Source organism: Corynebacterium sp. (genome assembly GCF_022712195.1).
Taxonomy (GTDB): Bacteria; Actinomycetota; Actinomycetes; order Mycobacteriales; family Mycobacteriaceae; genus Corynebacterium.
On record NZ_JALAGY010000005.1, the window covers coordinates 22,287 to 36,785 of the forward strand.

Sequence of the window (14,499 nt, forward strand, 5' to 3'; positions counted from 1 at the left end):
ATCACAGGTGTGCAAGCAGACACGCCGAACAGAGGAGAATCAGCATGGAGCGGAGCGACTCCCGGGACATTCCGGACAAGGACAAGGGTACAGCGCCGGATTCTGTCGACGCCGCCCGGTCGCCGCAGCAGGACACCTTGTTCGACGTCGACGGACCCGACCAGGAGGTCGGCTACCGCGTGACGATCGCATGTCAGGTCGCCGGCATCACCTACCGGCAGCTGGACTACTGGGCACGCACCAAGCTGGTGCAGCCCTCGATCCGCACCGCCCACGGTTCAGGCTCCCAGCGTCTCTACTCCTTCCGGGACATCCTCGTCCTGAAGATCGTCAAGGGTCTGCTCGACACCGGTATCTCGCTGCAGAACATCCGCCGGGCCGTGGACAAGCTCGGTAACCTCGGCGTCGACGACCTCGCCGGCATCACCCTGGTCTCCGACGGCAAGACCGTCTACGAGTGCCGCTCCGCCGAAGAGGTCATCGACCTCCTCGCCGGCGGTCAGGGCGTCTTCGGAATCGCCGTCCCCGGTCTCATGAAGGAGCTCAGCGGTACGATCACCGCCTTCCCCTCCGAGCCCGCCGAACCGGCGGCCCAGCCCGAGACGGCGTTCAACCCCTCCGACGAGCTCGCTGCCCGCCGTCGCAGGAAGTCCTCCTAGAGTTCATCCTCCGCCCGGGCCAGCGGAACCCCCGCCAGGCTCCCCGCCGTCTCCGTGAGCCACGGCGACGCCGGCTCAGGCGTCACAGTGTCAGTGCCACCGGCCCGTGAGGCGAAGTCCGCCGCCGCACGAGCCTCGTCCTCGTCCACCGCAGGAGAGGAACCGAAGGCGACGAGAGGGAACACCACCTCGCCTACCGTACGGACGTCACCCACCCCGTCTCCGGACTCCGACAGCAGCGCCGCGGACGTGAGCACCGGCAGATTCTCCCCGCGTGCCGTCCGCAGATCCGGGCCATCGGGTGCGCCGTCCCGCCCGACGGCCTCAGCGGCGAGAGCCGAGACCATCGACTCCGCGCCGGTGGGCAGCACCGCCGCCGCCGGCTCCGGATCCGCCCCGTCGGGCACGGAGTGGACCAGCTCATCGGACCCCACGAGCTGCACGGTGTCCGGGGCTCCGGACAGCCCGGGGATGAATCCCGTTCCCGCGGGGATCCACACAGGTGCCACACCGGGCCGCGCACCGCGGTAGTCTGCCGTGGCCTCGGCAGTGGACCTGATCTCGACGACGGCGGTGACGCAACGGTCGCGTACCACGGGGTTCCCGGCGTTGTAGTCCTCGGCCAGGGTCCGCGCGGTCTCCGCTGCCGCGGGGTCGGCCCACACGGTGAGGCGTTGCTCACCGTCGATGCAGGTGGCTGAGGCGTCCTCGTCGCCCTGCTTCCCGGCGAGGACGAACCACCCCACCGTCAGGGCGGTGACCAGCAGGAGAGCGAGCAGTGCCGCCCACACCCACCCCGCCACCCTGATCCGGGACTCAGGTGCGCTGTGTCGTGCCATGGCCGCTCTCCGTCTTCTGTGTGTCTCCGGCGGGGTCTGCCACGTCGAAGAAGGTGTCGATCCGGTCGATCAGCGACCGGCGGAGGACCTGGCCACGGTCGGCGAAGTCGCGCTGGCGCCGGACATACTCCGCGCGTCCCTCCGGCGTCTCGACCTCCACCGGTGTGAACCCCCACTCCCGCAGGTCGTAGGGGCTGGCCTCCATGTCGGTCCGGCGGACGTCACAGGCCAGCCGGAAGGTGTCGAGCCAGAGCTCCCCGGGGACGAGCGGGCCGAGTTTCGTCGCCCACTTGTACAGGTCCATCGTGGCGTGCAGGCAGCCTGGCTGCTCCAGGTCGACCTGAGTCCGTCTGGTCGGGTGAAGCGTGTTGCGGGGGACGGCCTCGTCGGTGAAGAAACGGAAGGCGTCGATGTGCGTGCACCGAAGAGTGCTCTCCTCGACCACCGAGTCGGTGCCCGTCCGCCCGAGACGCAGGGGCTCGGGATGGCGGGGCTCGTCGCGGTACACCATCGCCCACTCGTGCATGCCGAAGCAGCTGAACCTCGGGGTGTGATCCAGGGTGGCGGACAGTAGACGACGGATGAAACGGAAACTCTCCCCACGGCGGGCCGCCAGGGAAGCGGCGTCCAGCTCCCACCGGCGGGTACCGTCCCGGTCAGCGACCTCCCGGAGACTCCCCGTGGTACCGGGCCTGTCGCCGTCGTCGGCCACGAGCGAGACCGCGGCCCCGGGATTCCACCGTCCGAGTTTCCCGGGCGTGACGGGGTAGTAGGTGAACATGAAGTCCCAGACGGGGTGCCGTTCACCGCGGGAGCGGCGCGCACGGTGACCGGCGGTGAGCTCATCGACGGCGCGACGGTGTTCGCGCTGGTGGGAGCGCCACACCTCCGGCTCCAGAACCACATTTCCTCCTCGCATATCGTCTACCGTACGCTCCGACACTCAGCCCACCGACCTCAGGCCGCCGCGGCCATCCCTCAAATATCCCGCAAGAGCCTGCACTGCGCTCCGCGACGCCTGCAGATGGCTCGGCAGGAAGTGACAGTAGATCCTGTCGGTGGTGCTGATCTGGTCATGCCCCAGCAGTGCGGCGACGGTCTGCAACGACTCCCCACCGGACAGCAGGGACGTCGCGTAGAAGTGCCGCATCCCGTGCATCGAGATAGCTTCATCTACGTCAGCGGACTGGCCGCCCGGTGCTCTCGCGTACCGGGTGGTGGAGGTGGTTAAGGGAGGGGGTCTGCACCTTCTTCCTCTCTGCCGGCGTCTTCGTCGGGGCTGCTGTCGGCGGCGTGGTGTCGGGTGTCGTCCCAGTGGTGGACGATCCCGTCATCTTCGTCGTCGGTGTGGACACTTGGGGAGGTTTTCTCAGGTTTTCCCTGTTTGCCGTCGAAATCATGGGGGTGTGTCCCCGACGCTTAGCGTCCAGGTCGGCAACGGGGGTTTCGAAGGCGCCGTGGGTGTCGGGGAGCTTCATCCGCTCGAGTAAGCGTCCCGCGATCTGGTCCTCGGTTAGTGACCAGATCGCTGTCTCGGGGTAGACCCTCTTGGCCCTGTCTCGTCGCCACCTCGGCATCGGCGTCGGCCTGCCCGCCATGTGGGCGTTGTTGCACCTCGGGGCATGGGCACAGGGCGACACCAACGGCGCCTACGTGTCGGCGTTGTCCTTCTCGATGGTGACCGTACTCATTGTGGCGTACTACGCGCTGCTGGATCAGAGGATCCGAGGTGATGCGCCATCGACGGAAGCAACGTCGTCCTGATCGGCTCTGTCCTGACGTTCGTCGGTGTCGTATTCACGGCTGTGTTCCAGCTCCGCGGAAAGTCAGTGGAGCAGGAACCGGACTGGTTCAAGACTCTGTCGGAACGGGTGGATGAGCTGACCAACCAGATGGACGGGTTGCACGCGGAGCTGCGTGGTCTGCAGCGGTGGAACGATTCAGCCCTGGCGCTGATCCGTCAGCTCCTGGTCCTTGTGCACCCGGATCAGCGGCCGGTGAACCCTCCTGAACTTCGGGAGGATCTGGACCAGACCACCGGGTGAGCCTGAGCGGTGGGCGGCGCGCACACCCCCGGGGTGTTGTTCTTCTTAAGAGTGTTCGGGTGGGATAATGTGTGTCTTGTCCAGGGGGTGGTGATCCCTGGATGCGGACCTACTGCATGAGGGTCCCTTTCAGAAGAATGTGCGCACCTCGGCAGGTAACCCCCGCTGAGGTGCGCTTTCTTCATTCGTTCGACTAACGAACGTGCCCCCGGGGGTACGTTTGATTCCGGCATGTAACAGTTTCTGACGGTAGCTCGCTAATGTCACTGAAGCGCAGAGCAACGCGACTCAGCGCACAGAAGCTTTCATCTGACCGAAAGGTGCTACTATGCTGCCCATCATCTCTGACATCGTCACCGCTATCTCCGAGTTCCTCGCGGGCGCCCTGAACCTGGTCCGCGGCTCCATCGTCGACTAATTCGCGCTGGCGATGTAAACCCCCGTACTTCGGTGCGGGGGTTTTCTGCGTTACGGGGACACTCGAGAGAGGAGCAAGGCGCCGGTCCCGGAATGAGGGATGAGCCCCGTGGAGTCGTGCATGTAGCGTGCAATTCGTCGCCTGGACTCGCCCCTCACTCCTGCGTCCCTGACGCCTCGGCGGGGCAAGTCGTCGACCAAGTGCTGGCGTGGACCGACAAGAGGCTGGAAGTGAACGTGACCTGGATGCGGCAACGCCTGGCGGGATGTGGCGAACGTATCGGCCGCCTGGAGGACAGGGCGTCGACTCTGGATGTGCGTATGGGGCGGCGCTGGCGACGATTCGCCGGCTGCTGCAGCATTCCCCGGAGTACTACCACTCAGGGACGAGGGGGCCGACACGGCCCGTGATCGACTCACTGCGAATCCCGATATGGTGTGCGGTTGGTGAACAGGGTGTACGGTGTGGCTGTGTGGAGGGGTGATGTCCTCCGCGCACGATGCGCCAGCATGCATCGACCTTTCGACGACGACGCGCACCCTGGGTTGTGATGCCCCGGGGTGCGCGTCTCTGTTCGTTTTCCTGCAGATATAGATATAGCGAATGGGTCGAAGCACCCCCTTATGGGGTAACTTAGTCTTGTAGGCGTAACGACTGACACAGGGACATCGGTAAACTACGTGGAGCAGCGAGGAACATCCACGCTGCAGAACTTCGTTCTCCAACTGAAAGGCATAATCATGCTGCCCATCGTTTCTGACATCGTCACCGCCATCTCCGACTTCCTGGCCTCCGGCCTCGAGCTCATCACCGGCTCCATCCAGGGCGGCGGCGCTGCCTAAGTCGCACTAGCGACTCGCGAACCCCTGCACTTCGGTGCGGGGGTTTCTGCATTCCCGGTCGGTGTCACACCCGACACTCGATAGCCCCCACTGTCGTCATGACGGTGGGGGCTTTTCGTCATCCCAGTGCGAGGGGAGGGACGTTCTCATCTCTCAGATTTCCCGTATCGGGCGTTCTGGGCGACCCTGCTGACCTGCAGTAACAACTCCGCTCCAGGTCACGTCTCAGGGGCCGGGTAGTAGGTGAACATGAAGTCCCAGCCGGGGGGCCGTTCACCGCGGGCGCGGCGCGCACGGTGACCGGCGGTGAGCTCGTCGACGGCGCGACGGTGTTCGCGCTGGTGGGAGCGCCACACCTCCGGCTCCAGGATCTCGGTCTGTCCCTGCAGGGGGGTCAATGGTACGACAGCCCTACCAGGCGAAGTCAGTCGTCATGGGTCCAGTCCCTGACCGTTCCCACGAGCTCCTCGATGACGTCCTCCAGGGTGATGACGCCGACCACTACACCGTCGTCGGAGATCTGGGCCATGTGCGAGCTGGTCCTGCGCAGTTCCTTCATCGCGTGGTCGAAGTTCACGCCGCCCTCCACCGTGATCAGCGTGCGGATGTCATGCAGGTCGACCAGCTGGTCGGGGCCGGTGGCGGGGTCCAGCAGATTGTCGAGGACGTCCTTGACGTGGATGTAGCCCAGGTAGTCGCCGGACGGCCCGGTGACAGGGAAGCGCGAGTAACCGGTCTGGGAGACGGCCTCCTCGACCTGGCCCACGGTGATCCGGCCTGTGGAGGGGTCGACGGGGATGGTCCGCACCGCGGAGCGGGGGATGACCACCTCACTGAGGGTGCGCTTCGAGGAGTTCAGGGCCTTCGACAGGCGGGTGGCCTCCGAAGGTCCGATCAGGCCCTCGGACCGGGACTCCGCGATCATCTGCGAGAGTTCGGAGGGGGACACGGTGGCGTCCAGTTCGTCCTTCTGCTCGACGCCGAACAGCTTCAGGGTGATGCGGGCGATCCAGTTGAGGAACACCATCACCGGGTGGACGAGGCGGCAGAACAGCAGGTGCGGGGACACCAGGACGGTGGCGACGGTCTCCGGACCGGCGAGCGCGATGTTCTTCGGCACCATCTCGCCGAGAATGATGTGCAGGATCGTCACGATCAGCAGGGAGATGGCGAAGGACACCGGGTGCAGCAGGTTCTCGGGGAGCCCGGCAGCGTGGAACGGCGCCTCGATGAGGTGGGCGATGGCGGGCTCTCCGACCTTGCCGAGCAGCACCGAGGCCACGGTGATGCCGAACTGTGCGCCGGCGAGCATGATCGTGAGGTGTTCGATGGCGTAGAGAACCTTCTCCGCGCGGCGGTTGCCTGCGGCGATCATGTTCTCCAGCCGGTCGCGACGCGAGGAGATCAGGGAGAACTCCACGCCGACGAAGAAGGCGTTGAGTCCCAGCAGCAGGACGGCGAAGGCGATGGCCCAGAGGTCATTCACGGTTCTCACCCTCCTTCTTCCCGTCCACGCTGTGGGTGTCAGGCACCGGACGCAGCTGGACGCGGTCGATCCGGCGGTTGTCCATGGATTCCACGGTGGCCTCCCACCGGACGGGATTGCCGTCGGTGACCCGCTCCATCAGGTCGCGTTCACTCCGGGGCAGCAGGACCCGGTCACCCTCGGTCGGGATGCGGCCCAACGTCGCCATCACGAGGCCACCGAGGGTCTCGTAGGGGCCGTCCGGTGCCGCGTAGCCGCAGGCGTCCTCGAGTTCGTCGCAACGCACCAGTCCGGAGAGGTCCCAGAACTGCCCGCTGCGCTGGACCTCGGAGTCGGTCCGGTCGTCGTGTTCGTCCCAGACCTCGCCGAGGATCTCCTCGACGACGTCCTCGATCGAGACTATGCCCGCGGTTCCGCCGTACTCGTCGACGACGAGGACGAGCTGGGAGCCGGCGGACCGGACGAGGTTGAGCACGGCGTCGCCGCCGAGGCTCGTCGGTACGGTGGGCACCCGACGGGCGAGGTCCCGGACGGGGGTGGAGGCACGCTCGGCGGCCGGGATGGTCAGCGCGTCCTTGACGTGCACGACGCCGATGGTCTCGTCGAGGTCGCCGTTGACCACGGGGAACCGGGAGTGACCGGACTCGTGTGCCTCGCGGATGAGGTCGAGAGCGGTGTCCGTGGTCTCCAGGGTGTCCACGGTGGAGCGCGGGGTCATGAAGTCCTCCGCGCTGGCGTCACCGAACTTCAGCGAGCGGTCGAGGATGCGCACCTTGGACTGGTCGAAGCCCTCCGATCCGGTGGAGTGCCGGACAAGCGCCGAGAGCTCCTGGGGTGACCGTGCAGAAGCCAGTTCGTCGGCGGGTTCGATGCCGAACCGTCGGACGATCACGTTGGCGGCGTTGTTCATCAGCTGGATGAAGCGGTGGAAGACGGTGTTGAAGATCCACACCGGTCGAGTGAGCAGCCGTGCCACCTGCAACGGGTTGGCGATGGCGAGGTTCTTCGGCACGAGCTCGCCGAAGACCATCGACAGGATCGTGGCGATCACCAGGCTGAGGACCAGTGCCACCGAGGTGGAGGCGGACGCACCCAGTCCGACGAGTTCAAGCACCGGTGTGAAGTACCGGGCGAGGATCGGCTCGGCGAGGTAACCGGTGGCCAGGGTGGTCACTGTGATGCCGAGCTGCGAACCGGACAGCATGAAGCTGAGGTCACTGTGCGCCCGTTTGACCATCGTCGAGGCGGCGTCACCGCGGGCGGCGATGTCGTCCTCGATCGTCGAGCGCTCCAGACTGGTCGTGGAGAACTCGACGGCGACGAAGATCCCGGTGCCGGCGGTCAACAACACGAAGCCGGCCAGTCCCAGGATGCTGAGCAGGATGTCCATCCCAGTCCTACCTGTCCAACCCCAGCTCACCGAGGTAGGCGGCGACCCCGTGGCGGTCCAGCACCCATTCAGTGGGGCTGACGCCGGCCTTGCGCATCATCTGCTCGGTCTCCCGGCGGGTGTCCGCGGTGGTCAGCGTCAGCACGGTGCCGGCTTCACCTGCCCGCGCGGTTCGCCCGGCACGGTGGACGTAGGCCTTGTGCTCGGCCGGCGGGTCGATGTGGACGACGAGGTCGACCCCCTTGATGTCGATGCCACGGGCGGCGATGTCCGTGGCGACGAGGACGGTGGCCCGACCGTCCGAGAACTCCTCGATCGCGCGGGTACGGGCGCCCTGCCCCTTGTTGCCGTGGATACCGACGGCGGGAACGCCGTCACGGACAAGCTTTTTGACTTGACGATCGACGGTGTGCTTGGTGCGCATGAACATGATCGTCCGCGTGGATGCGCGACCGAGCTGAAGGACGACGTCGTTCCTGGCGGGCTTGTCCTCCACGACGCCGAGGAAGTGCGACATGCTGTCGACCTTGGCACGGACCTCTCCGGTGGAGTGGGTGACAGGATCGTTCATGTAGCGCTCGACAAGCACCTTAATGTCACCGTCGAGGGTGGCGGAGAAGAACAGGTGCTGTGCGTCCGCGGGAATGTGGTCGACGAGGCGCCGGACCTGGGGCAGGAATCCCATGTCCGCCATCTGGTCGGCCTCGTCGAGGGCGATGATCTCGACCTGGCCCAGGTCCAGGGCCTTCTGGCGGATCAGGTCCTCGGCGCGGCCGGGGGTGGCGACGAGGATGTCGACCGGCCGGGCCAGGGCAGTGAGGTTCCTCTTGATGTTGACGCCGCCGACGACCTCGATGATCCGTTGACCCACGGACTCGGCGAGGGGACGCAGCCGTCCCGCCACCTGTTGCGCGAGTTCACGTGTCGGGACCAGGATCAGTGCACGGGGTCTGCCGGGGCGCGAGGCTGCACCGGTGAGCCTGCTGATGACCGGCAGCCCGAAGGTGAAGGTCTTTCCCGAGCCGGTGGGGCCACGCCCGAGGACGTCCCGGCCGGCAAGCCCGTCCGGGATGGCGGCGGCCTGGATCGGGAAAGGGTGCCTGAGACCCTGGGCTGAGAGCTCCTTGACCACCGGGTCCGGCAGGCCCATGTCGGCGAAAAGCACCGAGGTGTCGACCCCTGCCGCGGGACCGGTGGGCACGGGTCCGTCGACGACCCGCGGCGGCCGCTTCTCCTGCTGGACCCGCGGCTGCTGCGGGCGACGCTGGGGACGCTTCTGCTTCTGCTGCGGCCGCTGCTTCCCCTGACCGGAACCCCGGGAAGACGCCCGTGACGATCCTTGGTCAGAGCCTTGCGACGAGCCGCGTGATGAGCCGCGTGATGAGCCGTTGGCGTCAGCTGCGCGGCTGCCGCGGACGACCTTCCGTCGCCGGTTGTTCGACCCGGCGTTGGTGTTGCGCCGTCCTTCTTGTTGACCTGACACGGGTTACGCTTCCACCTCGCTGCGGTCGCCGGACCAGAGGGTGTGGAAACGACCGTCGCGGTCGGTGCGCTCGTAGGTGTGGGCACCGAAGAAGTCACGCTGACCCTGGATCAGGGCGGCGGGAAGCCGCTCCGACCGGAGTGAGTCGTAGTAGGACAGGGACGAGGCGAACACCGGGATCGGCAGTCCGAGCCGGGTGGAGGCGACGACGACGCGGCGCCAGGAGTCCACCAGTGTGCCGACCTCGTTGTTGAAGTACGGGTCGAGCAGCAGGGACCGGACGTCCGGGTCGGCGTTGTAGGCGTCCACGATGCGGTTGAGGAACTTCGCACGGATGATGCAGCCGCCACGCCAGATGGTCGCGAGGTCCCGGGGGTCGACGTCCCAGCCGTGCTCGTCGGAACCGGCCTTGATCTCGTCGAAGCCCTGGGCGTAGGCGACCAGCTTCGAGGCGTACAGGGCACGGCGGACGTCCTCGACGAAGTCGTCCTTCGACACGCCGAGGTCCTCGAGCGTGGTCAGCGAGCCGGCGGGGAGGTTCCCGGTGGTGGCGGCGCGCTGGTCGCGGGCGCCGGACAGCGCGCGGGCGAAGACGGCCTCACCGATTCCGGTGGTGGGGATGCCGAGATCCAGGGCGGCCTTGACCGTCCAGCGTCCCGTGCCCTTCTGGCCGGCCGCGTCGACGATGACGTCGATGAGGGGCCTGCCGGTGTCGGCGTCGGTCTGTGAGAGGACCTCCGCGGTGATCTCGATGAGGTAGGAGTCCAGGTCACCGTCGTTCCAGGCGCGGAAGATCTCCGCGATCTCCGCGGGCTCGATGCCGGCGGCGTAGCGGAGCAGGTGGTAGGCCTCGCCGATGACCTGCATGTCGGCGTACTCGATACCGTTGTGGACCATCTTCACGAAGTGCCCGGCACCGTCCGGGCCGATGTGGGTGCAGCACGGGGTGCCGTCGACCTTGGCGGAGATGTCCTCCAGCAGCGGGCCGAGGGACCTGTAGGACTCCACCGGACCACCCGGCATGATCGCCGGGCCGTTGAGGGCGCCCTCCTCACCGCCGGAGATGCCGGCGCCGACGAAGTGCAGTCCGCGGGCGGACATCTCCGCTTCGCGACGGATGGTGTCCGTGTACAGGGCGTTGCCCCCGTCGATGATGATGTCGCCGGGCTCCATGGCGTCGGCGAGCTGGGAGATCACGGTGTCGGTGGCGGGGCCGGCCTGCACCATGATCAGGGCGCGGCGGGGGCGTTCCAGCGAGGCGACGAACTCCTCGACGGTGGCGGAGGGAACGAAGCTTCCCGTGTCGCCGAACTCGGACATGAAGGCGTCCGTTTTTGCGGCGGTGCGGTTGTAGACGGCGACCGTGTGGCCGTGGTTCGCGAAGTTCCGGGCGATGTTGGAGCCCATCACTGCGAGGCCGACAACGCCGATCTGTGCGGAGGATTCTGTCATGGTGCACCATGATAGCCCCCTGCGGGGCAACTCCGCCCGCCGCGGGCCGCCTGTCGCTAGACTCTGCGGAATACAGGTTGAACTGACGTGAGGAGAAGTGCGCGATGACACAGAGTACAGAGGGGACACAGGGGGCTCAGGGGACGCAGGCCGGCCCCCTGGACCGCATGCTCGAGCTGATGGGGGCGGCGAGTACCGGTGAACTCACCGAGGGGCAGACCGCCGAACTCTCCGAGATGTTCGCCTCGTCCATTCCCTCCCTCGACCGCACACTGGGGCTGCGCTACGTGGAGTTCGTGCCCGAGGTGGTCGTGGAACTCACCGTCACCGAGGACCACGTGCAGCCCTGGGGGATCACCAACGGAGGCGTCTACGCGACGATGGGGGAGTCGGCGGGATCCTTCGCCGGGTTCATCGCCGGTGGCGGGGGCATGGTGATGGGCACGACCAACGCCACGAACTTCCTGCGTCCGTCCACCCCCGGTGACGTCATCCGCTCGACCGCCCGCGCTGTGCACACGGGTCGGACGAGCCAGCTCTGGCGCATCGACCACGTCAACGCCGCCACAGGCAAGCTGTGCGCCACCACCGAACTGCGTACCGTGGTCGTGCCCCGCTGAACCACGGCTGAACCACCACCGGTCAGCGGCGGTGCGACTGGTCGAAGAACTCGACCTCCCAGCGTGCGGCGTCGAGGAATGCCTGGGCGGCCTCGGAACGCTGCCGGGGACCGGCGGCGGCGAACGCCTCCTCCACCAGCGCTACGGCCCGGCGAACGCTGCCGGTGAACTCGTCCCCGGAGTAGGTGTCCAGCCAGGCGGCGTAGGGGTTGTCGGGGGCGGAACGCTCCGCGAGGTCGAGCCCGACCTCGGCGTAGAGCCAGTAGCAGGGGAGCACCGCGGCGGCGCCGACCACGTGGTCACGGGACTGCACACACCGTGTCAGGTGCGAGGTGTAGGCCGCCGTGACGTGCGACGGATGTGCGGGTTCGGCGTCGCCCAGCCAGGTCCGGTGCAGCTCCGCCTCCTCCTCGAGGCACTCCACGGCACCCCGGACCCAGAACAGGGCGGATCCGGTGTCGGGGGCGCCGGCCCCCAGCGCCGCCAGGGCCGGGGAGTAGCGGGAGAGGTATACGGCGTCCTGGGCGAGGTAGAAGCTGAAGTCGTCGGCGGCCAGGGTGCCCGCGCCGAGGTCGGTGATGAAGGGAAGGTCCATGACGGCGCTCAGCAGGGGGGACTGCGCCTGCCACAGGGCGGCGGTCCAGGGGCCGGCGGCGGGGATGCGCGCCTCCGTGGTCCCCGCACCTCCCACCGCTGCCAGGTCCTCCGGGGATCCGAGGGACTCCGGGACCGACGCGGTGAGGGACCAGGGTGTGGTGTCGGCGGCGAGCGCCAGGCGTCGTGCCCGGTGGGTGTGGTCCACCGGACCGTTGCCTGTGCCGACGTCCAGGTCGTCCGCGTGGCGGATGGCCTCGGACAGCCACCGGCTGGACCAGCGGAGTGCCTCGGCGGGGTCGTCGCCGGCGGCGAGCCGTGTGGTCAGGGCAGAGGACAGGGAGCAGCCGGTGCCGTGGGTGTTCCGGGTGTCGACGCGAGCGACCGGCACGGTGGTGACCCTGCCGTCCGGTGCGACCACCGCGTTGTCGGCGGTGGCCCCGGACAGGTGCCCTCCCTTGACGATGACGGTGGTCTGCAGCTCGGCGGCGAGGGCGCGGCCCTGGCTGAGTGCCTCGTCAAGGGTGGCGGCGGTGCCGGTTCCGCCGAGGACGGCGAGTTCGGCGAGGTTCGGGGTGATCACGTCCACGACCCGGCAGAGGTCGCGGAGGGCCGCCTCGGCGTCTTCGGTGAGAAGACGGTCGCCGCTGGTGGCGACCATCACCGGGTCGACGACGGTGACCGGGACCGGGTGGCGTCCGAGGTAGTCGGTGACGGTGCGGGTGATCTCGGCGGTCCCGAGCATGCCGATCTTCACCGCGTCGACCGTCACGTCGTCGAAGACGGCGTCGAGTTGGGCGGTGAGGAACCCGGTGTCCGGGGTGTGGACCTGCCGGACACCGTGGGTGTTCTGGGCGACGAGGGCGGTGACCACGCTCATGGCGAAACCCCCGGCCGCGCCGATGGACTTGATGTCCGCCTGCGCCCCGGCCCCTCCGGTGGGGTCGGTGCCGGCGATGCTGAGTACTCGGGGGATCATGCGGTGTCCTTCTCGTTGCTCTCGTGTCGTTCATCGGTGCGGGTGAACAGGGCGCGCAGTTGCCGGGCGGCGGCGGCCGGGTCGTCGGCGGCCATGACGGCCGAGACCACGCAGACCCCGGCGACTGACGTACGGCCCAGCGCAGCGGCGTTGGCGGTGGTGACATGTCCGATGGCGACGGAGGGGATGCCCAGGTCCAGCGCATGGTCCGCCAGGTCGTCGACGCTGCCCGGGCCGGTCACGCCCAGGGCACGCCCGGTGTCGGTCTTCGTCGCGGTCAGCTCCACCGGTCCCAGGCCGAGAACATCCGGTGGCCGGGTCCCGTCCGCCATGAGCCGTCGGATCTCGTCGATCTGGGCGTGCCCGTCGACGGAGAGTCCGATCATCAGGTCGTCAGGGAGCATGGCCCGGGCTGTGCTGAAGGCGATGTCGTCCTGGCCGATGTGCAGGTGCAGCCCGAGGCGGCGCGCCACCTCGACCCTGTCGTTGACGAACAGCGGGACCCCCGTCCCGGCGAGGACGTCGGCCAGTTCCGCCGCGCGCCTGGCGAAGGCGTCGTCGTCGAGGGTCTTGTCGCGGAGCTGGACCACGCCGGCGCCACCGGCGACAGCCTGCCGGACGACGTCCGCCACCGCGTCGCGGCCACCACCGAGTGCGGGGTCGGTGACGAGGTAGAGACTCCAGTCGGTCCGGGACGCCGTGGTGTTGCCGGGGGTCACCGGCCGGTCTCCTCGACCGAGACCAGTCCCGTGATCCCCGAGGGGTCCTCCGCGACTGTGTCGAGTGCGTCGAGCCAGGCGACGGCGAAGCTGCCGGGGCCCCTCCGCCTCCCGTCCGGGGTCTGCGCGGCGAGGGCTCCGGCGGCACCCACGTGGGCGTGGGCGGCCAGCACTGCATCGTGGTCAGTGACGCCGCCCGGGGTGGTGCGGGCGGCACCGAGGTAGGCGGCGGTGAGCGCGCCGAGGGAGCAGCCTGTGCCGATGACCCGCTGGAGCATCGGGTCGCCCGAGGCCAGCCAGCTGGTCCGGCCGGAGGAGACGATGAGGTCACGGGCCCCGGAGACGGCGACGACACCCCCGGTACGGTCCGCGAGCGCCCGGGCGGCCAGCAGTGCGGTGTCGACCTCGTCGGTGGAGTCGACGCCGCGGCCACCGCCGCCGGACCCTCCCTCGAGCGCGATCACCTCGGAGGCGTTGCCGCGCACGGCGGCGGGCCGGCGGATGACGATGTCGCGGCTGAAGCCGGTGCGTGCCGCGGGGCCGCCGCAGGCGACGGGGTCGAGGACCCACGGGGTGCCGGAGTCCGTGGCACCCCGTACCGCCTCACGCATGGCGGAGTACTGGGCGGCGGTGGGACTGCCGGTGTTGACCAGGACGCCGGAGGCGACGGAGGCGAAGTCCGCGGCCTCTTCCGGGGTGTCGACCATCGCCGGTGCGGCACCGGCGGCCAGCAGGGCGTTCGCGGTGACCTGGGGGACGACCTGGTTGGTGATGCACTGGACCAGGGGGGAGCTCCGACGCAGGGCGTGGACGGCCTGGATGATGGTGGTGAACGTGTCTGGCACGGACCATCCCTTCGCTAGTTCGAACTAGGGCAGGTTCAACGGGTGTGTTCTCAGCGCGGTCGCCCGCGCACCCCGTGTCTCGTGGCGTCCAGCCTACCGTGGACCCGCGGCCGGAAACGGCGGACCCC

At 68.2% G+C, this 14,499-nt stretch carries 14 protein-coding genes, 1 pseudogene and 1 riboswitch; of the genes and pseudogenes, 5 read left to right on the forward strand and 10 right to left on the reverse strand.

Features of this window, described 5'->3' with window-relative positions; translation table 11 throughout:
- Positions 1–44: 44 nt before the first annotated feature.
- The gene (locus tag Q0A34_RS00470) at positions 45–659 is read left to right on the forward strand and encodes a MerR family transcriptional regulator (RefSeq protein ID WP_291477401.1); all 615 of its coding nucleotides are present in this window, start codon (positions 45–47) and stop codon (positions 657–659) included.
- Here Q0A34_RS00470 and Q0A34_RS00475 read toward each other — a convergent pair.
- From Q0A34_RS00475 to Q0A34_RS00485, 3 genes are read right to left on the reverse strand one after another with little or no spacing between them, the layout of a single operon-like run.
- Positions 656–1,498, reverse strand: a complete 843-nt coding sequence (locus Q0A34_RS00475) for a hypothetical protein (protein WP_291477403.1) — start codon at positions 1,496–1,498, stop codon at positions 656–658. The genes Q0A34_RS00470 and Q0A34_RS00475 overlap by 4 nt on opposite strands.
- Positions 1,476–2,417 (reverse strand): 3-methyladenine DNA glycosylase, encoded by a 942-nt coding sequence (locus Q0A34_RS00480; protein WP_291477405.1) that lies wholly within the window; start codon positions 2,415–2,417, stop codon positions 1,476–1,478. The genes Q0A34_RS00475 and Q0A34_RS00480 overlap by 23 nt, the downstream gene beginning before the upstream one ends.
- Positions 2,418–2,441: 24 nt before the next feature.
- On the reverse strand, positions 2,442–2,813 hold the full coding sequence (locus Q0A34_RS00485) for a tyrosine-type recombinase/integrase (RefSeq protein ID WP_291477429.1): 372 nt from the start codon (positions 2,811–2,813) through the stop codon (positions 2,442–2,444).
- Between Q0A34_RS00485 and Q0A34_RS00490 the strand changes: the two genes are divergently transcribed.
- The 3 genes from Q0A34_RS00490 to Q0A34_RS00500 are packed head-to-tail and all read left to right on the forward strand — an operon-like array spanning position 2,696 to position 3,543.
- Positions 2,696–3,040: a hypothetical protein gene (locus Q0A34_RS00490; RefSeq protein ID WP_291477406.1), complete on the forward strand. Its 345-nt coding sequence runs from the start codon at positions 2,696–2,698 to the stop codon at positions 3,038–3,040. The genes Q0A34_RS00485 and Q0A34_RS00490 overlap by 118 nt on opposite strands.
- A 6-nt stretch (positions 3,041–3,046) precedes the next feature.
- Complete coding sequence (locus tag Q0A34_RS00495) at positions 3,047–3,262, forward strand: hypothetical protein (protein ID WP_291477408.1); 216 nt, start codon at positions 3,047–3,049, stop codon at positions 3,260–3,262.
- Positions 3,263–3,303: 41 nt separating this feature from the next.
- Complete coding sequence (locus Q0A34_RS00500) at positions 3,304–3,543, forward strand: hypothetical protein (RefSeq protein ID WP_291477409.1); 240 nt, start codon at positions 3,304–3,306, stop codon at positions 3,541–3,543.
- A gap of 1,478 nt (positions 3,544–5,021) precedes the next feature.
- Here Q0A34_RS00500 and Q0A34_RS00505 read toward each other — a convergent pair.
- The 5 genes from Q0A34_RS00505 to gndA form a co-directional block, all read right to left on the reverse strand.
- Positions 5,022–5,201 carry a hypothetical protein gene (locus tag Q0A34_RS00505; protein ID WP_291477411.1) on the reverse strand — a complete coding sequence of 60 codons (180 nt, stop codon included), beginning with the start codon at positions 5,199–5,201 and terminating at the stop codon, positions 5,022–5,024.
- Between the two features lie 26 nt (positions 5,202–5,227).
- Positions 5,228–6,289 (reverse strand): hemolysin family protein, encoded by a 1,062-nt coding sequence (locus tag Q0A34_RS00510; protein WP_291477413.1) that lies wholly within the window; start codon positions 6,287–6,289, stop codon positions 5,228–5,230.
- The gene (locus tag Q0A34_RS00515; RefSeq protein WP_291477415.1) at positions 6,282–7,679 is read right to left on the reverse strand and encodes a hemolysin family protein; all 1,398 of its coding nucleotides are present in this window, start codon (positions 7,677–7,679) and stop codon (positions 6,282–6,284) included. The genes Q0A34_RS00510 and Q0A34_RS00515 overlap by 8 nt, the downstream gene beginning before the upstream one ends.
- A 7-nt stretch (positions 7,680–7,686) precedes the next feature.
- The gene (locus tag Q0A34_RS00520; RefSeq protein ID WP_291477431.1) at positions 7,687–8,829 is read right to left on the reverse strand and encodes a DEAD/DEAH box helicase; all 1,143 of its coding nucleotides are present in this window, start codon (positions 8,827–8,829) and stop codon (positions 7,687–7,689) included.
- A 336-nt stretch (positions 8,830–9,165) separates the two neighbouring features.
- Positions 9,166–10,614, reverse strand: coding sequence for an NADP-dependent phosphogluconate dehydrogenase (gene gndA, locus Q0A34_RS00525; RefSeq protein ID WP_291477417.1), 1,449 nt, complete (start codon positions 10,612–10,614; stop codon positions 9,166–9,168).
- Between the two features lie 104 nt (positions 10,615–10,718).
- Between gndA and Q0A34_RS00530 the strand changes: the two genes are divergently transcribed.
- On the forward strand, positions 10,719–11,234 hold the full coding sequence (locus Q0A34_RS00530; RefSeq protein WP_291477419.1) for a PaaI family thioesterase: 516 nt from the start codon (positions 10,719–10,721) through the stop codon (positions 11,232–11,234).
- A gap of 22 nt (positions 11,235–11,256) precedes the next feature.
- On the opposite strand, the pseudogene Q0A34_RS00535 reads toward Q0A34_RS00530, so the two are convergent.
- Positions 11,257–13,526, reverse strand: a pseudogene (locus tag Q0A34_RS00535) (bifunctional hydroxymethylpyrimidine kinase/phosphomethylpyrimidine kinase).
- On the reverse strand, positions 13,523–14,371 hold the full coding sequence (gene thiM / locus Q0A34_RS00545; RefSeq protein ID WP_291477424.1) for a hydroxyethylthiazole kinase: 849 nt from the start codon (positions 14,369–14,371) through the stop codon (positions 13,523–13,525). The pseudogene Q0A34_RS00535 and the gene thiM overlap by 4 nt, the downstream one beginning before the upstream one ends.
- Positions 14,361–14,456: riboswitch (TPP riboswitch) on the reverse strand. (Overlaps the previous gene by 11 nt.)
- Positions 14,457–14,499: the final 43 nt, after the last annotated feature.